Source organism: Microbacterium sp. LMI13-1-1.1, assembly GCF_040815625.1.
Lineage (GTDB): Bacteria > Actinomycetota > Actinomycetes > Actinomycetales > Microbacteriaceae > Microbacterium > Microbacterium forte.
Genome location: NZ_JBFPNL010000005.1, coordinates 835,603 through 855,595, shown reverse-complemented (window position 1 = coordinate 855,595; position 19,993 = coordinate 835,603). Strand labels below are relative to the sequence as shown.

16 protein-coding genes are annotated in these 19,993 nt (G+C 69.1%); 6 read left to right on the top strand and 10 right to left on the bottom strand.

Annotated features, from left to right (window positions below; translation table 11 throughout):
- Window positions 1–31: 31 nt before the first annotated feature.
- From MRBLMI13_RS10960 to MRBLMI13_RS10945, 4 genes are all read right to left on the bottom strand, one after another.
- On the bottom strand, window positions 32–1,309 hold the full coding sequence (locus tag MRBLMI13_RS10960) for an O-antigen ligase family protein (RefSeq protein ID WP_156145974.1): 1,278 nt from the start codon (window positions 1,307–1,309) through the stop codon (window positions 32–34).
- Window positions 1,293–2,624, bottom strand: a complete 1,332-nt coding sequence (locus MRBLMI13_RS10955) for a YveK family protein (RefSeq protein WP_367822479.1) — start codon at window positions 2,622–2,624, stop codon at window positions 1,293–1,295. Before MRBLMI13_RS10955 ends, MRBLMI13_RS10960 begins: the two co-directional genes overlap by 17 nt.
- A gap of 59 nt (window positions 2,625–2,683) precedes the next feature.
- Window positions 2,684–3,892, bottom strand: coding sequence for a lipopolysaccharide biosynthesis protein (locus MRBLMI13_RS10950; protein ID WP_367822477.1), 1,209 nt, complete (start codon window positions 3,890–3,892; stop codon window positions 2,684–2,686).
- A gap of 102 nt (window positions 3,893–3,994) precedes the next feature.
- Complete coding sequence (locus MRBLMI13_RS10945) at window positions 3,995–5,236, bottom strand: glycosyltransferase (RefSeq protein ID WP_396654546.1); 1,242 nt, start codon at window positions 5,234–5,236, stop codon at window positions 3,995–3,997.
- Between the two features lie 97 nt (window positions 5,237–5,333).
- On the opposite strand from MRBLMI13_RS10945, the gene MRBLMI13_RS10940 reads away from it, so the two are divergent.
- Window positions 5,334–5,792, top strand: coding sequence for an adenylyltransferase/cytidyltransferase family protein (locus MRBLMI13_RS10940; RefSeq protein ID WP_042542251.1), 459 nt, complete (start codon window positions 5,334–5,336; stop codon window positions 5,790–5,792).
- A 79-nt stretch (window positions 5,793–5,871) separates the two neighbouring features.
- Here MRBLMI13_RS10940 and MRBLMI13_RS10935 read toward each other — a convergent pair whose 3' ends face one another.
- The gene (locus MRBLMI13_RS10935; RefSeq protein WP_367823112.1) at window positions 5,872–6,243 is read right to left on the bottom strand and encodes an SIP domain-containing protein; all 372 of its coding nucleotides are present in this window, start codon (window positions 6,241–6,243) and stop codon (window positions 5,872–5,874) included.
- A gap of 118 nt (window positions 6,244–6,361) precedes the next feature.
- Between MRBLMI13_RS10935 and MRBLMI13_RS10930 the strand changes: the two genes are divergently transcribed.
- Genes MRBLMI13_RS10930 through MRBLMI13_RS10920 form a run of 3 tightly spaced genes read left to right on the top strand, consistent with a single transcriptional unit; the run spans window position 6,362 to window position 9,844 of the window.
- Window positions 6,362–6,625, top strand: coding sequence for a glutaredoxin domain-containing protein (locus MRBLMI13_RS10930; protein ID WP_042542249.1), 264 nt, complete (start codon window positions 6,362–6,364; stop codon window positions 6,623–6,625).
- A 38-nt stretch (window positions 6,626–6,663) separates the two neighbouring features.
- Window positions 6,664–8,043, top strand: a complete 1,380-nt coding sequence (locus MRBLMI13_RS10925; RefSeq protein ID WP_367822474.1) for an MFS transporter — start codon at window positions 6,664–6,666, stop codon at window positions 8,041–8,043.
- A gap of 46 nt (window positions 8,044–8,089) precedes the next feature.
- On the top strand, window positions 8,090–9,844 hold the full coding sequence (locus MRBLMI13_RS10920; protein WP_367822472.1) for an aldehyde dehydrogenase family protein: 1,755 nt from the start codon (window positions 8,090–8,092) through the stop codon (window positions 9,842–9,844).
- A gap of 22 nt (window positions 9,845–9,866) precedes the next feature.
- Here the strand turns inward: MRBLMI13_RS10920 and pip are convergent, their stop codons facing one another.
- Complete coding sequence (pip, locus tag MRBLMI13_RS10915) at window positions 9,867–10,829, bottom strand: prolyl aminopeptidase (RefSeq protein ID WP_367822470.1); 963 nt, start codon at window positions 10,827–10,829, stop codon at window positions 9,867–9,869.
- Between the two features lie 2 nt (window positions 10,830–10,831).
- Window positions 10,832–11,716, bottom strand: a complete 885-nt coding sequence (gene ypfJ / locus MRBLMI13_RS10910; RefSeq protein WP_042542245.1) for a KPN_02809 family neutral zinc metallopeptidase — start codon at window positions 11,714–11,716, stop codon at window positions 10,832–10,834.
- A gap of 51 nt (window positions 11,717–11,767) precedes the next feature.
- On the opposite strand from ypfJ, the gene MRBLMI13_RS10905 reads away from it, so the two are divergent.
- Together MRBLMI13_RS10905 and MRBLMI13_RS10900 are read left to right on the top strand one after the other, a co-directional pair.
- The gene (locus tag MRBLMI13_RS10905) at window positions 11,768–12,757 is read left to right on the top strand and encodes a malate dehydrogenase (protein ID WP_367822468.1); all 990 of its coding nucleotides are present in this window, start codon (window positions 11,768–11,770) and stop codon (window positions 12,755–12,757) included.
- Between the two features lie 52 nt (window positions 12,758–12,809).
- Window positions 12,810–13,280: a recombinase family protein gene (locus MRBLMI13_RS10900; protein ID WP_052493032.1), complete on the top strand. Its 471-nt coding sequence runs from the start codon at window positions 12,810–12,812 to the stop codon at window positions 13,278–13,280.
- Window positions 13,281–13,329: 49 nt separating this feature from the next.
- On the opposite strand, the gene eccCa is transcribed toward MRBLMI13_RS10900, so the two are convergent.
- From eccCa to MRBLMI13_RS10885, 3 genes are read right to left on the bottom strand one after another with little or no spacing between them, the layout of a single operon-like run.
- On the bottom strand, window positions 13,330–17,304 hold the full coding sequence (gene eccCa / locus MRBLMI13_RS10895) for a type VII secretion protein EccCa (protein WP_367822466.1): 3,975 nt from the start codon (window positions 17,302–17,304) through the stop codon (window positions 13,330–13,332).
- Window positions 17,301–18,545: an RDD family protein gene (locus MRBLMI13_RS10890; protein WP_367822464.1), complete on the bottom strand. Its 1,245-nt coding sequence runs from the start codon at window positions 18,543–18,545 to the stop codon at window positions 17,301–17,303. Before MRBLMI13_RS10890 ends, eccCa begins: the two co-directional genes overlap by 4 nt.
- On the bottom strand, window positions 18,542–19,906 hold the full coding sequence (locus MRBLMI13_RS10885; RefSeq protein ID WP_367822462.1) for a hypothetical protein: 1,365 nt from the start codon (window positions 19,904–19,906) through the stop codon (window positions 18,542–18,544). The genes MRBLMI13_RS10890 and MRBLMI13_RS10885 overlap by 4 nt, the downstream gene beginning before the upstream one ends.
- Between the last annotated feature and the right edge of the window lie 87 nt (window positions 19,907–19,993).

Sequence of the window (19,993 nt, the reverse complement as noted above, 5' to 3'; positions counted from 1 at the left end):
TCCGCGTCGATGACACGGATATACCGACATTCTAGGTGAGACTCAGGTGGTGCGACCTGCGCCCGTCGACCCGATCGTATTCGGGTCCCACGGGGTCGTCCGCATGTCGCGACCGATGTGTGAGCAGCGAGGCCACCACGAAGAACAGGATGAAGGCCGTAGCGCTGTCGATCAGCCCGCTCTCGGTGACGGAGCGGATGATGACGAGCGTCAGCAACGGCGTGATGAGCCACCGACGCCGAGACGAGATCAGCGCGCTCGCCACGCACCACACGATGAGTGCCGCGATCAGCGCCGTGCCGATGAGGCCGGTCTGGGCGAGCAGCGACGCCCAGCTGCTGTCGAGCACCTGCTCGTCACGCCACTTGATGTCGACAGGGATCTTCTTGGCCGAGAGCCCGATGCCGATCCACTTCTGCCATTCACCCCAGTCCCAGCCGAGCACGACCCTCCACACGTCGAAGCGCGAGTCGAGCGCGGTGGACGTGTCGTTGGAACCCGCTCTCGTGGCCAGGCTGCCGAACACGTCGGTGAACGAGCCGATGGCGTAACCGAGCGGGAGAGCTCCGAGAAGCAGATAGAGCACGCTGCGGTCGCGGATCCCGTTGACCAGAACGGCGACGCCGATTCCGACGACGATCGCGAGCAGCCCGGTCCGCGATCCGCTGGCCACGGCGATCCCCACCAGGACGACCGCGGCGAGCAGGCGCCACACCCGCACGCCGTTGCGCAGCATCAGGATCACCAGTCCGATGATCGGCGCGGCCACGAGTCCCGCGAGCTCGTTCGGATGGATCTCCGGGATGCCGCCACCGAGGCGACCACTGGCCGCGAGGCTCGGCAGGCCCGTGACGGCGGCGACGACCGCCACCGAGGCCATCGCTGCGAGGAGGCACACGATGCTCGTCACCCAGGGGACTGTCGTGAGCAGGAAGAGGATCGTGGCCATCACCAGGAACATCCTGCCGACGAGGATGATCGTCGCGGAGTCGTTGCCCGCGAGAACCGAACCCAGCACACTCACCAGCAGAGCGAGGGCGATCACACATGCAGGGGCGATCCCTACGGCGACCCGCTCGCGCGTCCGCGCGGCCAGGGCGAGGGTGGCGGCGAACGCGAGCACAGCGATGAACGCCTTGGCGACCACCACACCATCGGCACCGCCGGAGTAGATCGTCGCGCTTCGCCACGGGATCACGCTGACGATGATCAGCACGTAGAGAGCGCCCACCGCCGTCACCCGCGCGGTGCTCGGGTGGTGAGCGGACTGCTGCCGGGGTTGGCGACGGGTGTCAGTCAGAGCGGGCATGCGAGCCTCCGGCGCCCGCGAGAACCTGAGCCGGATCACGGTCGGAGATCCGCCATGACTCGGCGATCGAGCCGAGGGACCTCGAACCCGTGTGCAGCATCACCACGCCCACCGGGCGCACGCCCATGACCCGCAGGCGCGTCGTGACGGCCACCAGATCGGTCGCGGACGTGGAGTTGTGCTTCACGTTGATGATGACACCCGCCCCCGGACCCACCAGCTTCTCGATGAGCGCTGAGGCCCCGGGATCGCATACGACGACCACCACGTCGAACGCCTCATGCATGGCCGCGATGATGCCGGGAAGCTCCGAGACCAGCTTCTCGAGCGGGATGGGATCGTCGGCGACGAAGACCGCGTCGGTCTCCTCATCGGTCGAGATCGGCTCGCCCTCGAGCACCTCGTTGAGCGTGTGACCGTGGCCCTTCACGTGCGATTCTCTCGTGTCCACGACGCATGCGGTCGCACCGATCAGCCGCTGGGCCTCGAGCATCCCCGTGATCGCCTCGTCGTCAATCGCGTCGTCTGTGGCCGGGACGACCACGTGTGTGCGCACGCCGCCTCCGGCGAGCGCGACGAGGTTTCCTGCCGCTTCCTCGTAGGCGACCGCCGCTCCGGAGTTCGCGTCCTGGCGCAGACGGCTGCGTCTCGGTATCTGCCCGATGACGGGAAGGCCGGACGAGCGTCGGACATCCGAGATCGTGCGCAGACGCCGGTTGGTCGTGGTGCGGTATACGGCGACGATCGCTCCGAGCGCGAGACCCGCGATGCCGCCGAGCCCTGTGATCGCCGTCACCTGCGGCGAGATCGGAGCAAGCGGTGCGACCGCCGGCAGCACCTGATCGAGCGCCACGGTGTAGCGCGCGTCATCCTCGTCGTTCTCGGTCTCACCGATCAACTCGGACAGGTGGGTCGCGGCCGAATTGGCGATGTCCGTTGCGAGCTGGGCGGTCGGCGCGTCGGCGCGGACCACGAGCAGCACGGTGTCAGCCGTGTTCTCGGCCGATACCATTCGCCGGATGTCGCGGTCGGGGTACTCGTCGTCGTCGAGGTCGAGGTCGTCGCGTACGGCGTCGATGACCTCCGGACTGTCGACCAGCGGCGGATACGACTTGATGCGCGCCAGGCTGAACTGGTTGCGCTCGAACAGCGATGCCTCGGTCGAGTCGACGCGCAGCAGGAGAGTCGACGTCGCCGCATAGGTCTCTGGAAGCATCTTGGTCACGAGCCACCCCATGCCGGCCCCGAACACCGCGAGCACGACGATGACCACCCATCCCTCGCGCAGAATACGTCCGTAAGGAACATCTTCCATCGCCAACCCCCTCAGTCGAAGACAGGGCCTAAACCTACCATTCGCCCCGCGGCCACCTGTTACCGCGGCGGCCTCTCGGTTCGACCGTCGGCGACGACGAGCCACCGCAGCCCCAGACCGCCGAGCATCGAGGCCACCGCGAGCGCGAACGGGAGAGTCGACGGTTCCGCTCCCCACGCGAGCATCACGATCACGGCGATGATCGCGAGGATGGTGTCCGAGAGGCGGATCAGGAACACCGCCACCTGCTTGCCTCCGACCGCTCCCAGTGCGCCGTACGGGGTGACGATCGCGACGGACATCCCATACGCGAGCCAGGCGACCACCGCGAGCGGATCGACCTCGACGTCGAAGAGAAGCGGACTCACCCAGGGAACCAGCGCCACGGCGACGACGCTCATCAGGACCGTGCCGATCAGGAGGAAGCCCACGACGCGGTCCGCCTCACGGACGGAGCCTCCCGCGCCTGCCCTGTGCTGGTCGGCGAAGCGCACGAACAGGAACGACGAGAGCCCACCGATCACCAGGATCAGTGGCGATGTGTACGTGCGCGCAGCTTCGAGCAGGCCGACCGCGGTGAGTCCGGCGCCCGCAAGCACCAGCAGACGCAGCACCGTGAACAGGCTGGGGCGCAGCACCTGCTGCAGTCCCCGCCACATGCCATAGCGCCAGACAGGGGCGATCGCGGCACCGCGGAGTCCGACGAGATGTCGATCGGAGCGGGGCACAAGCAACCAGCCGATGACTGTCGCGACGATCTGCCCCGCAGCGATGCCCGCGAGGAACACCCCCAGCGAGAGGGTTCCGGTCGCATTCACAATGAGGATGATCGCGATCGCGACGAGGAAGCCCGAGACATCGGTGGCGGCGGTGCGCACGAACGACATGTGCGCGATAAGGAGCCGCCGCACGATCTCCTCGACGGCGAATGCGGCGAGGGCGACCGCGAAGATCGCGGCTTCGAGCGCATCCGAGAAGCCCGTCAGCCAGGCGGTCAGGAACGCACCAGCCGCGAGCACCGCCGACGTGATGAGCAGCATCGCCTGCAGACCGGCCCGGATCGCACGCTGCGAACGCTCCAGCACGACGAGTGAATCGCCGATGAGCCCCGTCACCACGGCCGTCGCGACGATCACGACCCCGTACAGGATCGCGAAGCGCCCGTACTCGTCGATCCCGAGCAGTCGCGCGACGAGTATCTGCAGAAGCAGACCCATTCCCGCCTGCGCCGCTTGCGCGATCACGGCCCCCAGAGCCTTGCGTTTCATCTCGCCTCCCCGCCAGACATCCTCGCACGCACGACCGGATCACGAGTTCGGGTCTACCGCGGGCACCCGGCGCGCCGCACAGTGATCCGACTCGACACGACCTCAGAGCTCGCCGGGCTTCATCGCCTCGGCGTCGATCGCCCGGATGATGCGCACGGTCGCGGTGTCCGGCTTCGGCTCGCCCGTCGTCGCGTCCGCCTTCACACGCCGTTTCGGCGCATATACGACCAGGGAGTGGAAGAGGAAGCGCGCGAAGAACGCGACGATGAGCGACAGTCCCGTCGCGAGGACGCTCGAGATATGCCAGGTCTCGACCATCAATGCCATCACCGGGATGCGCAGCGCTGCCTCGACGTTGTTGAAGGTGAACGACGCGGCGAAGCGACCGCCCAACCCTCGCGCATCCGTGCGCATATCCGCGAAGACGAATCGCTCCTGCAGGATGAAATTGCCGATGATGGTGACCTCGGCGCCGATGATCGCCGCCCAGATATAGGGCACACCGGCCAGCGTCAGCAGCCACATGATGCCGAGATTGGCGACCGCCCCGATCACACCGATCATCGCGAAGAGCGACATCTTGCCGAATCGCAGTCTGGCCAGGTGCGCGACGAAGGTCGCCCCCTGACGCAGGCTCGCCTTGGAGGTGCCGTGGCGGCGCTCGCCGAACTCCATCGGCACCTCGGCGATGCGCAGATCGGTGCGGGCGAGGATCTCGAGAAGGATCTTGAAGCCCTGCGGCCTGAGGGCGGAGAGGTCGAGGCGCGAGCGGTCGACCAGGAAGAAGCCGGTCATGGGATCGGTGCTGCGCGCGAGACGGATCGGGAACATCGCTCGCGTCAGCCACGTGGCCGACCGAGAGACTCCGAACCGCACGGCAGTGCCCAGACCGCTCATGTCGCCCCCGCCGATGTAGCGCGAGGCTGCCACGACATCGGCATCGCCTTCGTCGTGCCGGCGCACCAGTGCAGGAAGCAGTTCGGGCGGATGCTGCAGGTCGCCGTCCATGACGATGCAGAGATCGGATGCCGCGGCCTCGAGGCCCACGGCGACCGCTCCCCCGAGTCCGCCGGTGTTGTCCGTGCGGTGGATGACCCTGACCGGCAGCGGGGCGTCGGCGGCCACCCGCTCGACCTCGGCGGCGGTGCTGTCGGTGCTGTCGTCGACGAAGAGGATCTCCGCGTCGTATCCGGCGAGCGCGACGGCGGTGCGTGCGACGAGCTCGGCGACGTTCTCGCGCTCGTTGAAGGTCGGCACGATGACGGTGACCGATGTCCCCACTGTGCGCCCCTCCCCTGTGCCGACAGCACTGCGGACTCCATAGTTCCATGTGTTCCTATGCATGAGGAAACGACGACCTGCTAGAGTGACGGGATGCGGCTGTGGGAGTCGCTGGGCGGATGGGGATCCGCCTCTGGGGAAATACTGATCTGGGGAGATCATGGGGACGCGCATCGGCTATGCCGTGGGTGCTTTCGACCTGTTTCACGTCGGGCATCTCAACCTTCTTCGTCACGCCAAGCAGCACTGCGACATCCTCGTCGCCGGTGTCGTCAGCGATGAGATGCTGCGGCAGGTGAAGGGCATCGAGCCCGTCATCCCGACCGCTGAGCGGGCGGAGATCGTCCGGCACATCTCGTTCGTCGACGACGTCTACGTCGAGACCACTCCGTCGAAGATGGATTCGTGGCGAGACGTGCAGTTCACGCACTTCTTCAAGGGCGACGACTGGCGCGGCACCGACAAGGGCCTGCGGCTCGAGCGGGAGTTCGCGGAGGTGGGCGTCGAGGTCGTGTACTTCCCGTACACGGCGCACACGTCGAGCTCGTCGCTCCGCCGCGCGCTCGATGCGATCAGCGCCGGCGCGACCGTCGGCGCTCCGGCGCTCGCGACCCGCTGAATCGGGCCCGCGGAGCCCGCGTCCCGGCCCGCTGACCGCTGACCGCTGACTGCTGACTGCTGACGCTGCGCCCGCGGCGTCAGTTCGCGACGCCGAGCAGACTGCGTGCCATCCGCGCCACGTGCGGAGGCGTATGCGCGCCGAGCCAGACCGTCCACTGCAGCGCGGGCTCCGCGCACGTCCACTCGATGCACCACGAGTGCACGGCATTCGCGAGGCGTTCGCCTTTCGCATGCTGACGGATGCCGTCGCCGCGCAGCAGCCAGCGCACGGACACCCCCTCGGGCACGTCGATGTGGCGGAGCTGGATGCGTGCGGCCGCCTCGAGGAGGATGACCCCCTCGGCATCCCAGGGCAGCCGTGCGGCGATGGCGGCGATGGCTCCGGCGTCGGTCGAGTCGCCGGATGAGCACGACCCCCTCGATGTTCTCCCAGTCGGGGTCTTCGAGATGCTCGCACGCGCTGTTCATGCCCTCAGTATAGGTAAGGCTACCCTTAGTGAGCAATGATCTATCGATGGCGTCCCTCCGCTCGGCGCCCGCCCAGCCAGGGCGCTCTACGCTGGAAGCATGACTTCTCCCGCAGACTCCGCGATCACCGTGTTCGGCGCCGACTGGTGCCGCGACTGCATCCGCACCAAGAAGCAACTCGACTCCCTCGGCGTGGAGTACACCTATGTCGACCTCGTCGCCGACCCCTCGGCGGCCGACATCGCGAAGGAGATCTCGGGCCGCATGAACATCCCCGTGGTGCTCTACCCCGACTCCTCGCACCACGTCGAGCCGTCGAACGCGGACGTCGAGTCGAAGCTCCGGGAGCTCTCGCTCATCTGACCTGAAGCAGGCTCTTCGCGCACCGATACACTGGCGCGATGAGCACCGCGGCTCGGCCCGAAGCAGCCTCCGTCCGCCTGTCCGCCCGCACGGTCGCCCTCTACGCGATCGGCTCGCTCGGCACAGGCGGGTACGCGACCCTCCCCGGGCTGGTTCTGACGTACTTCCTCACCGACAATCTGGGTGTCGCCGCCCTCACCGCCGGCCTCATCGTCACCGGGGCGAAGATCTGGGACGTCATCATCGACCCGGTGATCGGCGCCGCGTCGGACCGTCAGTACGCGAGGACCGGCTCGCGTCGAGGATTCATGGTCGCAGGCGGCCTCACTCTTCCGGTGTTCTTCGCGCTCACCTTCGCGGTGCCCCCGTCCTGGGGCCCGACCGCCGGCGCCGTCTGCGTGCTCCTCGCGTTCCTCGCCACAGCGACGTCCTTCAGCCTGTTCCAGGTGCCCTACGTCGCACTGCCCGCCGAACTGACCTCGGGCTACGACGAGCGCACCCGGCTGCTCGGGTGGCGCGTCGTCGTGCTCACCGCAGCCATCCTGCTCTTCGGCGCCGGCGGCCCCGAGCTGAGGGGCGCCACCGCCGACCCCGTCGCGGGATACCTGCTGATGGGCGTGGTGGCGGGCGTGGTCATCGGCGTCGGCATGCTCATCGCGTCACGGACAGCGGATGCCGCCGCCCATCACATGGCCGCGGACGAACGTCCCACGGCGGTCGCTCCGGCAGGACTCCGTGAGCAGTATGCCGCCGGCGTGCGCACTCTACGACGCAGTCAGCCGTTCCGCGCCCTCCTCGGCACCTTCGTGCTGCAGGCGCTCGCGACCGGGACCATGCTCGCCGGCGCGCAGTACGTCGCCACATGGGTGCTGCGCTCCGAAGACGCCGTGACACTCGTGTTCCTGGCGCTCGTCGGGCCCGCCCTGCTCGCGACGCCGGGCTGGACGGTCGTCGCCCGGCGCCTGGGCAAGGAGCGGGCGTTCGCTCTCGCGAGCATCCTCTTCCTGATCGCCGCCGCATCACTCGTCCTCGCCGTCTGGACGCCGGGCCCCTGGATGTACGGCTCGATCGCGGTGGCCGGCATCGCCTATGCCGGGCTGCAGTCGCTGCCGATGGCGATGCTGCCCGATGTGATCTCACACGACGAGCGCCGCACCGGAAGAGGCCGGGCCGGCACCTTCACGGGCGTCTGGACGGCGGGAGAGACCGTCGGGTTCGCGCTCGGAGCGAGCGCGGTCTCCCTCACGCTGGCCGCGACGGGATACGTCTCGAGCGTCGCGGGCACGACCACGCAGCAGCCGGACGCCGCGATCACCGGCATCGTGCTCGCATTCAGCATCCTGCCCGCCCTGCTGATGGCGGCGAGCCTGCTCACGCTTCGCCGCTACCGCCTGCGCCGCGCCGACATCGACGCCTGACGGGAGTGCGCGACATAAGCTGGGATCCCGCCCGAAGGAGACGCCGATGACTTCTGCGACAACGCCCGCCGCTTCGACGAAGACCCCGGAGCTCGGAGAGGCCGAACGCGATCGCCTCGACGCCGCGATCGACGACCTTCAGGGCGGCAGCCGCACGTGGTCGGCCCTGACGCTCGCCCAGCGGGTCACCCTGCTGCGCGCCGTGCGCGCGAGCGTCGCCGCCGCTGCGGAGGACTGGGCCGACACCGCAGCCGCGTCGAAGGGTCTCGACGGCCGGCATCCGCTGCGCGGGGAGGAATGGCTCAGCGGACCCTACAGCGTGCTCGGCGCCCTCGATGCCTACATCGAGACGCTCACGCGCCTCGCGAACGGCACCAACCCGCTGGACGGGATCACGATCGACCGGGCTCCCGGCGGACGCACCCGCGTGCACGCCTTTCCCCTCACCGGCATCGACCGGTTCCTGCTCTCCGGCTACACGGGAGAGGTCTGGCTCGAACCCGGCGTCACCCCCAATGGCGCGCGCGCCGCGGCAGGGCTCGCGCAGCGCACCCCGTCGGACTCGGGGGGCGTGGGACTCGTGCTCGGCGCCGGCAACATCACCTCGATCCCCGTGCTCGACGTGCTCTACGAACTGCTCGCTCACAATCGCACGGCGCTGCTCAAGGTCAATCCGACGCAGGACGCGCTCGTGCCCGTCTACAAGCGAGCGCTCGCGCCGCTCATCGGTCCTGGGCTGCTGCGCATCACGCGCGGCGGGCCCGATGTCGGCACCTACCTGACCGGCCACCCCGACCTCGTGCACGTGCACATCACGGGGTCGGCCGCGACCTTCGACGCCATCGTGTGGGGCACGGGGGCTGCGGCCACGCGGCGGCGCCGTGAGAACCGTCCGCTGCTGAAGAAGCCCATCACGGCAGAGCTCGGCGGGGTCTCGCCCATCATCATCGTCCCGGGCGAGTGGACGGACGCCGATCTCACGTATCAGGCGGAGCACGTCGCGACGATGCGTCTGCAGAACAGCGGACACAACTGCATCGCCGGCCAGGTGGTGATCATGTCGTCGGATTGGGCGCAGGCCGACGACTTCCGAGCCGCTCTGCGCCGCGCCTACGCGAACGCTCCGGACCGGCCGATCTGGTACCCCGGTTCGCCCTCGAGGATGCACCTCGCGACCGATGCGTACCCCGACGCCCTCGTGCTCGGCGATCGTGTGCTGGTCGAGGTCTCCGACGGCGACGACGCGACGGCGCTGCAGAGCACCGAGTACTTCGCTCCGGTGCTGGGCGTCGTCTCGGTGGCGGGCACCGGCCAGGAGTTCCTCGACGCGGCCGTGGCCTACGCGAACGACCGGCTGCAGGGCACGCTCGGCGCGAACCTGCTGATCGACCCGTCGACCGAGAAGGCACTGGGCGCGGGATTCGACCGGGCGATCGCGGCCCTTCGCTATGGCTCGATCGCGATCAACGGCTGGACGGCCTTCGGCTTCATCACCCCGACCATGACCTGGGGAGCGTTCCCCGGCAGCACGATCGCCGACGTCGGCAGCGGCATCGGCGTCGTCCACAACGCACTCCTGCTCGATCGCGTCGAGCGCTCGGTGATCCGCGGACCCTTCCGGCCGTTCCCGCGTTCTCTTCCGGTCGTCAACGGTGGCGGGCGCCTCACCATCCTGCCCAAGCCGCCGTGGTTCGTCTCCTCCCGGACGGGCGCAGCGGTGAGCGAGGGCCTCACGCGGTTCCGTGCGCACGGCGGCACGATCGGGCTGCTGAAGACCCTGACCGCGGCGCTGCGCGCCTGACGCGCGACCGGCCGCCGCGGGCTCAGCCGGCGAAGCGGTCGGTCGCGGCGCGCAGCGCGCGCTGGATGCCGGGCTCGGTCGCCGAGTGTCCGGCATCGTCGACGACGACGAACTCGGCCTCCGGCCAGGCGGTATGCAGGTCCCAGGCGGTCATCATCGGAGTGCACACGTCGTGACGCCCCTGCACGATGACGGTCGGGATGTGACGGATGCCGTCGACACCGGCGATGAGCTGCCCCTCGGTCCACCATCCGCGGTTCACGAAGAAATGGTTCTCGATGCGGGCGAAGGCGGTCGCCGTGTGCGGGTCGGACATCGCCTCGATCTGCGCGGCATCCGGGCGCAACGTGACCGTCGAGGCTTCCCACCGCGACCAGGCGACAGCCGCCGGTTCGTGCACGGCCGGATCGGGGTCGAACAGACGCCGGTGATAGGCCTCGATCATGTGCGAGCGCTCGAGCACCGGGATGGGCGCGATGTACTCCTCCCAGAGATCGGGGAACAGAGCGGCGGCGCCGCCCTCGTAGAACCACTCCAGCTCTGCCCGACGGAGTGTGAAGATGCCCCGCAGGATCAGCTCGCTGACGGCATCCGGATGAGCCTGCGCGTAGGCGAGCGCGAGTGCACTCCCCCACGACCCGCCGAACACCTGCCACCGCTCGACGCCGAGGTTGCGGCGAAGCAGCTCGATGTCGGCGATCAGGTGCGCGGTGGTGACGAAGCGGAGGTCGACATCGGGGGCGCTCGCGTGCGGAGTGCTGCGCCCGCACCCGCGCTGGTCGAGGAGCACGATCCGATACACCTCAGGGTCGAAGAACCGACGCTGCCACGGCGACGTGCCGCTGCCGGGGCCGCCGTGCAGGAACACCACGGGTTTGCCGTCGGGGTTGCCGCTGGTCTCCCAGTACATGCGGTGCCCGTCGCCGACGAGCAGTTCACCGGACTCGTACGGTTCGATGGGCGGATACAGCGCGTCGAGTTCCATGGTCAGAGTTCTCCGGGCGCCGCCGTGAGCGGGTCGGCGCACACATCGAGTCCGTACTTGTAGCCGCTCGCGAACCACCCCTGCCGCTGCTCGCTGGTGCCATGCGTGAAGCTCTCGGGGTTGACCGAACCGGACGACTGCTCCTGGATGTTGTCGTCGCCGACCGTGTTCGCGGCGTTCAGCGCGTCGGTGATCTCCGCCTCGGTCGGCTCCAACAGGTAGGGGACACCGTCCGGGTCCTTCTCCTGGGTCATCTGCCCGATCCAGGCGCCCGCATAGCAGTCGGCCTGCAGCTCGATGCGCACCCCGTTGCTGTCCGGGCCGGTGCCGTTGTTCGGATACTGATTCATCACGTCGGTGATGTACTGGATGTGGTGGCCCCACTCGTGACCCACGATGTAGAGCTGAGCGAGATCGCCGGCGGATGCCCCGAACTGCTGCTGCATGAGGTCGAAGAACGTGGGATCGATGAAGACCGTCTCATCGGGCGGGCAGTAGAACGGGCCGACCGCGTTCGACGCGGTGCCGCACGAGGTCGAGGTGGCTCCGTCGACGATGATGAGCTGCGGCGGGCGGTAGCCCTCGACGTGGTCCTCCCAGTAGCCGTCGAGCGCCAGCTGCGAGGCCGCCACTCGGCAGTCGACGTTCTCGTTGGCGTCCTCGCCGGTGAGGCAGTTCTCGATCACGCTGCCGCCCGCAGGCTCGGTGCCCCCGCCGGTGCCGCCACCGCCGCCCAGCAGGCCGGTCAGGTCGATGCCCAGCAGTGGTCCGGCGATCAGGGCGATGATGCCGAGCAGGCCGACACCGCCCGCTCCGGCGACGACGGCGCCGCGGCCGCGTCGGCGGGCGGTGTTGCCGGAGACATCAGCGTCAGGGTTGAAGGTCATGCCACGAGGGTACTCTGCACGGCGGCCTCTTCACGGTCGTAGGCTCGAGTCATGACGACCACCATCACGCTCACGGGTGCGGGCGGACAGATCGGCTACGCACTGCTGTTCAGAATCGCCGCAGGAGACATGCTCGGCCCCGACGAGAAGGTGCGACTGCGGCTGCTGGAGATCCCCCAGGGGCTCGGCGCCGCCGAGGGAGCGGCCCTCGAGCTGCAGGACGGCGCCTTCGGCCTGCTCGAGCACGTCGAGGTCACGGACGACCCCGCCGTCGGCTTCGACGGGTGCGACCTCGCTCTGCTGGTCGGCGCTCGTCCACGAGGACCCGGGATGGAACGCGGAGACCTGCTCGCGGCCAACGCCGGCATCTTCGGCCCGCAGGGCGCCGCGATCGCGGCCCACGCGTCGTCCGACGTGCGCGTCACCGTGGTGGGCAACCCGGCGAACACGAACGCGCTGATCGCCGCGGCCGCGGCAGACGGCATCCCTGCAGAGCGATTCACCGCTCTCACCCGGCTCGACGAGAACCGCGCCAGGGCACAGCTGGCTCAGACGCTCGCAGTGCCGGTCGACACGATTCGTCGTGTGCCCATCTGGGGCAACCACTCGGCGACGCAGTTCCCCGACGTCTCGCACGCGACAGTGGCCGGAGAACCGGTCGCGAAGGCTCTCGAGGCCATCGTCGGCGATGTGCCCACGTGGCTCGATGAGACCTTCATCCCTCGTGTCGCGAAGCGAGGGGCCGAGATCATCCGGGTGCGCGGCTCGTCTTCCGTGGCGTCTGCCGCGAACGCCACGATCGAGCACGTGCGCGACTGGGTGCACCGCACCGACGACTGGACCTCTGCCGGGGTCGTCTCGCACGGCGAGTACGGCGTTCCTGCTGGTCTGATCTCGTCGTTCCCGGTGCGGTCGATCGACGGAGAGTGGCAGATCGTCGAAGGGCTCGAGATCAGTGAATGGGCCCAGGCTCGCATCGACGCCTCCGTGGCCGAGCTCGTAGAGGAACGAGAAGCGGTACGCGCGCTCGGGATGCTCTGAAAGGTCACCGCGCCGGCTCCGATCAGGGCAGAATGGATGCCGGAGGTGCGCGATGAGCGAGACGATCGATCCCATGAAGGCGACGGCATCCGTCGACGAGGCCCTGACGAGTCCGCTGCATCTGCCGCACGCGGCCGCGGAGTGCCCCAAGTGCTTCACCGAACTGCAGCAGAACCGCGACTTCTGGCTCGCGCGCCCCGACGGGTCACGCCTGGTCGGACTCGTCGTCTCCCGCGAGGGCATGCCGTCGGTGGTCGAGCAGCGCGACGACCTCACCCGGTTCGGGGTGCCGATCGAGGGGTTCCGTCACCCCGCTCCCGACATCCTCGAGAGCTGGAGCGATCGACTGTCGCGCCTGATCGGCACGCTGAAGACCGGAGACGTTCTCGTCGTGGCGAACATCAACGCTCTGGGGCGCGACGCCGAGGAGGGTGCTCGCACCGCCAAGGAGCTGCGTCGCCACGGCATCATCGTCAAGGTGCTGAGCCACGACGCACGTCACCTCGCCGACGCGACCCGCTGAGCTCAGGCGGCCAGTCGGCGCACTCGCCCACTGACCGCCCCCCGCCAGATCACTGATAGCTCGGCGGCACCCACAGCAGCTGTGCGGCGACCAGCCCGCGGTCGCGGCTGACGATCTGGGCACGGCCGGGGATCGCCGGGATCGCCTTGACCTTGCCGATCAGCTGTCCCTCCTCGGGGTTTCCCGAGAGCAGGATGCCGGTGGCGCCCAGGTCGGTCATGCGCTGGATGATCGGATCGTAGGCGGCACGGCTCGCTCCACCGGTGCGACGCGTGAGGATCACGTGAAGACCGAGGTCTGCCGCCTGCGCGAGCAGCGGGGCGAGCACCGCGACGGGGTTGCCCTGCGATGTCGACACGAGGTCGTAGTCGTCGATCAGCACGAAGCCCTCTGCGCCCTTCCACCACGACCGTGAGCGCAGCTGGTCGGGCGTGACGTCGGGGCCGGGGATGCGGCTCTGGAAGAACTGGGCGAGCTCGCTCATCCCACCCTCGGTCATCTCGTGCGAGGTGAGGTAGGCGCCGAGGTAGTCCTGCGGGATCTCACCGAGCAGCGCGCGACGGTAGTCGACGACGAAGATCTTCGCCTCGGTCGGACCGTAGAGACGCGTGATCTCGTGCACGACACCGCGGAGCATCGACGACTTGCCCGAATCTGCGTCGCCGTAGAGATAGAGCAGCGGCTCTTCGAGCGGGTCGATCGAGAACGGCGCGAGGTTCGCCTCGTCGATGCCGAGCAGGATCTCACGCGGCTCCGAGCCGTCCGCCGACGCGGCGGCGGCCACTGCCCGGAGGTCGGCGTGGCTGATGCGCGAGGGCAGCAGACGCAGCTTGGGCCCGGCGGGGCCGTGCCACGCGGAGGCGACGCGGGTGACGAGATCGTCGATGCCGCCGGCGAGCGAGGATGCGTCGTCGACGCCGTCGATGCGCGGCAGCGCCGTGAGCATCTGCAGGCCGTTCTCGTTGAGACCGCGACCAGGGATCGCCGTGACGTTCTCGGCGGCCTTGCGGTTGACCTCGGAGTCCGTCGGGTCGCCGAGCCGCAGCTCGATGCGGGTGCCGATGAGGTCCTTGATGTTGGCACGGACCTCCATCCAGCGCGACGCCGTGATGACGATGTGCACGCCGTAGGTGAGTCCTCGCGCGGCGATCGCCTGGATCTGCGGTTCGAGCATCTCGAACTCCGCACGCAGGGTTCCCCAGCCGTCGACCATGAGGAAGATGTCGCCGTATCCGTCATCGGCGAGCCCTTGGGCGCGGCGCTGCCGGTAGGTGTCGATCGAGTCGATGCCATTCTGACGGAAATACACCTCGCGCGCGTTGAGCAGGCTGGTGACCTCGGCGACCGTGCGGCGCACGATGTCGGGCTCGGAGCGCGTCGCCACGCCGCTGATGTGCGTGAAACGCTGCAGTCCCGTGAAGCTGCCACCGCCGAAGTCGATGACGAAGAACTGCACCTCCTGTGGTGTGTGCGTGAGGGCGAGGGCGACCAGCGCGGTGCGGGCGAGGGTGCTCTTGCCGCTGAGCGGCGCACCGACGATCGCCATGTGACCGGCCGCGCCCCCGAGCGAGATCGCGAGATTCTCGCGCCGCTGCTCGAGCGGCACATCGACGATTCCGAGCGGCACGGTGAGCGCACCAGCACCTCTCCACCGCGGAGAGATGAGTCCGAGGGCGGGGTCTTCGACGAGATCGCCGAACAGCTGATCGAGGGTGGCAGGGGTCTCGAGCGGCGGCAGCCACACCTGGTGGGCCGCCGGCCCTCGTCCGCTCATCATCTCGACGGCGATCTCGAAGCTGTTGCGCTTCTCTTCGGGCTCGGCGTCGACGACGACCTCGGGCTCCTCGACCGTCGTCTCGGCTCGCCACACCGGCGCCGCGGTGAAGAGCTCGACCGCTGTCGAGCCCGTGCTCTGCGCAGAACCGGATGCCGCACGGCGCCGACGGCGGGGCGGGGGTCCTGACACGTAGGCGGCACGGAACTGCGTCATGGTCTCGGTGTCGGACTTCAGGATTCCGGCGCCGGGCTGCGTGGGCAGGTGATAGGCGTCGGGGACTCCGAGGACGGTGCGCGATTCGGCGGCGGAGAAGGTGCGCAGACCGATGCGGTACGACAGGTGGGTGTCGAGTCCGCGGAGCTTGCCCTCTTCCAGACGCTGCGACGAGAGCAGCAGGTGCACCTGCAGCGAACGGCCGAGTCGGCCGATGTTCACGAAGGTGTCGACGAACTCGGGCTTCGCCGACAGCAGCTCCGAGAACTCGTCGGCGACGATGAGCAGCGCAGGAAGCGGCGCGAGGTCGGTGCGGCCGCCACGACGGGCCTTCTCGTAGTCGGCGACGTTGGCGAAGGGTCCGGTCGCCCGGAGCAGTTCCTGACGCCGAACCATCTCACCCTGCAGCGCATCCTGCATGCGGTCGACCAGCGAGATCTCCTCGCCGAGGTTCGTGATGATCGCCGACACGTGCGGCATGTCGGCCATGCCTGCGAAGGTGGCTCCACCCTTGAAGTCGACGAGCACGAAGTTGAGCTGCTCGGGCGAGTGGGTCATCGCGAGCGCGAGCACGAGCGTGCGGAGGACCTCGGACTTTCCCGAACCGGTCGCACCGATGATGAGGCCGTGCGGGCCCATGCCCTGCTGAGCCGACTCTTTGATGTCGAGGATCAGCGGGCTGCCGTCTTCCGTCTGCCCGATGGGCACACGCAGCCGATCCCGCTCGAGACGCGGCGACCAGGCCGCATCGAGATCGAGATCACGGACGTCGGGGAGGCCGAGCAGCTCGACGAGCTCGGCCTGATCGGTCGCGCTCTTCTTCTTCGTGATCGTCGTGCCGCCAGAGTAGAGGGCGATGAGTCGCCGGGCGGTCGCCTCGGCTTCGACGATGCTGATCGCGTCGGCTTCGAAGGGGCGAGCCGGCACCTGCAGACTGACGAGCTCGGCTCGGCTGCCCTTGTCGCCCGGCGCGAACGCGATGCGCAGGGCGTTCGGGTCGTCGAGATCGCCCCACCGGGAGGGGAGGTCGATCACGGTCACCCCCTGCACGCCGTCGCCGCTCGCCAGCACGTCGTTGAACGAGGTGGTGATGCCATCCGTCAGGATGACGATGTGCGGCGCCTTGACGCCGGAGCCGTCGCGGGCGAAACGCGGCCGCTCACGCACCTCGGCGGGGAGCATGTCCTCGAGCTCTGACAGCTGAGAGCCGATCATGCGTGCGGCGCCGAGACCGTCCCTGACCGTGCGCGAATGCGTGTGCGGCATCCACTTGGCCCATTCCCACTGGGGCAGGACGGCCGCGTCAGCGGCGATCACGATCTGCACCGTGTCGGGGTCGTGCATGGTCGCGAGGTGCAGCAGCATGGCGCGCGCGAGGCCGCGGGATTCGGTCTCGTCTCCCGTGATCTCGACACGGGCGTAGTCGCGCAGCGTGATGCCGAGCGAGAGGTTCTTCTGGATCTCGTGCGTCAGCATGAAGCGATGCGCGGCCGATGCGGCGACCGGATCGAGCTGCGCGAGCGGGGGCAGCTCGGGCGCCTCGAGCGAGATGCACAGCGGCTGGTCGCTCGTGCCGACGCGCACGGAGAGGAAATCGGGGTCGTTCACGCCGCGCTCCCACACCCTCGTGCGCTCTTCGGCGATGTAGGGCAGGGCCGAAGGCGCAGGAAGGTGCCAGTTCGCCGCGCGGCGCTGCTGCCGCGCCGCGACCCGCACTGTCTGGCGCAGCTCGGTCAGGTACGCGAGGTACTCCCGACGCTCGCCGAGAGTCGCGGCCTGACGCTGCGATCGCTGACGCCAGCCGTTCACCGCGACGAACCCGAGCGACGACAGCAGGAACATGCCGCCGGTGAGCAGACCCGTCACCGACTGGTTCGACATCGTGACCATGACGATCGCACCCACACTGCCCAGCATCGGCAGCAGGGATCCGAGGATCCCCATGCCGCCGTCATTGGGCTGAAGCTCAGGGGGCGCCTGAACGGGGAGCTTTCCGGAGGGGACGCGGGGCGGCGCGAGACGGGGTCCTGTCATGCTCTCTCTCCGGCGCTGCTGTCCGTGGCCAGCAGGAGGCTGATGGTGAAGCTGCGGTTGCCGATCCTGACGCGATCCGCGTCGTCGAGCAGGACGCGCTCACCGGCGACGAGCTCGGTCGTCTGCCCGTCGTCGGATCGGATGTCGGAGCCGTTGGTGGATCCGAAATCGGTGACCCAGGTGCGGCCGCGCGAGTGCTCGAGGCGCAGGTGCGTCTTCGACACCGAAGAGTCGGGGTCGGTCACGATCACGAGTCGGTCGTCGTGCACACTCGCCACAGGTGCGCGTCCGAGGTTCGCCGCGAGCGGCAGCCCGAGCTGCACGCGCTGCCCGGTGTCGAAGATCAGGAGCAGCGCTCCGGACTCGGATGCCTGGGCGGCGGGATCGGACTGCTGTGCTGCGGCCGGGGCGACGGTGAAGAGCGGCCTGTCGTCCCCCTGCGCCACGGGTGCGGGCGTCTCGGTGCGGTGCGAGGCCGCGCGAGAGTCGGTCGGCTCGGAGTCCTCGTCGATGACGGACGGGTGTGCGCCCAGAGGCACGACCTGCGGAGGCGCCAGAGGGGTGGCGGCCTCGGCGACGGAGACCTTCTGCTGTGCGTCCGCGGCGGCACGAGGCGGGACCGAGACCACGACGGTGCCGGCGACGCGATCGGCCCAGGACTGACGGCGACCACCGCGATCCCACGCGCTCGACGCGACGACGACCCAGCTGCCGACCGCCACCAGGAAACCGGCGCCGGTGATGATCGCGCGAACGAACTGGCGCCCGACGCCCGGCGAGTAGGGCCGGTCGCCGCGGGCGGCGCGCAGACGCAGCACGGCGTTGCCGAGGGTGAGTCCGGTGCGCGCTTCGAGCACGCAGAGGAAGATCGCGAGCTCGGCGGCCGTGAGCCCTGCGAGCAGCATGCTGCGGGTGATGATGAGCACGATCGCCGCGCTGAGGATCACTGCCGCGGCATCGAGTGTGAAGGCGGCGATCCGCGCTCCGGTCCCCGCCGGCGCGCCGACGAAAGCCGGGCCGAGCCCGTCAGAGGGGCGTCTCGTCCTGGCGCGTGTCGAGACGATCGGCGTCGGTGCGGGAGGCGTGGATCCCGACCGCAGCGGTGCGCCGTCGACTCCGGGCGGAGCCGCGATCAACGCCGGCGGCAGCGCGGGGATCTCACCAGGCTGGCCGGGCCCCGGATGCACGGGTGGGATGGTGCCACCGCCCGGCCAGGGCTGTGGTTCGCCGTTCCCGATCATCCCGCCATCATTCCACGAAGCAGGGACAGCGCATTCGCGTAGAGGAGCGCCGCGGGGAGGGCGAGCGCGACGGCGAGCCATTCGAAGGCGTCTCCGAAGCGCGACCAGACGAGCGAGCTCGCGCCGCGCGAGATGGGGATGATGACCGCGACCGCGGTGAGACCGACAGCGAACAGCACAAGGGCACCGAGCACCTGGAAGCCGTCGCCCATCGCGGCGGATGCCTGCAGACCGGCGACCAGGAACACGACGGCGGCGGCCGCACGGGGAAGCCAGCGGAGGATGCGCGAGGTCGTGTGCCGGGGTGTCAGCAGCAGCGCGAGGCCGACGCAGACGAGAAGTGCGATGCCTCCGGAGATCACGAAGGGGTCGTCCGGCCACGGGCGCAGGAACGCGAGGGGGGTCATCAGCGCGGCGACGATGCTGAGCACGGCGGTTCCGGCGATGAGTCGTGCCGAGGAATCGTCGACGACGGCGATGATGCGCTCGGGTCGCAGGAGACCGACGGACTCGGGGATGGCTCCGCGGACCGTCCAGCGACTGGTCATGAAGTGCTTGTAGTCGATGAAGTACCCCTCAGGGAGGTTCACCAGGCTGCTCGGCAGAGCGCGCAGTCCGAGCGGCACGAGTCCGAGCGAGATGGCGGCGGCCTCGGCCGGTCCCCAGCGCAGCAGCAACGCGAGCCCCCAGACCGCGGCGACGCCGACGAGGAGCACGGTCGCGGTTCCGGCGGCCGCCCGCATCGGACGCGCTCGGGCAGAGACGGCGATGACCGCCGTGGTGATTCCGGCGGCGAGAAGACCTGCGGCGGCGGAGAGGTGCGCGCTCGCGTCGAGTTCCGCCGGGATCAGGAGAGCGCCCGCGGCGAACGAGAGGAGGACCGGGGCGAGGACCCCGAGGATGCCGCGCACCCCTGCCGCCGAATCCCGGCGCGACCATGCGACCGCTCCGCTGACGGCACCGACCACGAGGAAGAGACCGATCAGGAGTCTGAGCAGCGGATCTCCGGCCCCCTGTGCGAAGACGGCGACGAGCAGCAGCCCGCTGACCGCGAGCATCCACCATCGAGCACCGTGGTCGGCGCGCGACGCCCGTTCGTTCGCCACCGCAGGTCGGGCCTGCGGCGCCAGCGCCGTGCGGTCGATGAGCGCATAGAGACCGCCATCGACGAGGTCTTCGCACTCGGTGTCCCCGGGGATCTCGAACCCGCCGGGACCGATCGTCACGAATCGATCCGCCGTGGACAGTCCGCTGAGGATGAGTGCGTCGTCGAGGGTCTCGTCGAACGGAAGCGAGAGATCGAGTCGACGATCCTCGCTCTGAAGAACGATCCGACGCCGCTCTACCGTTTCGACTGACATACCTGAACCCTATCGACCGTGTGCGGCTCTCGCCGCGGCCCATCCGACCACTGATCACCCTGATGCCGAGGGCGTGCACGGCATCCG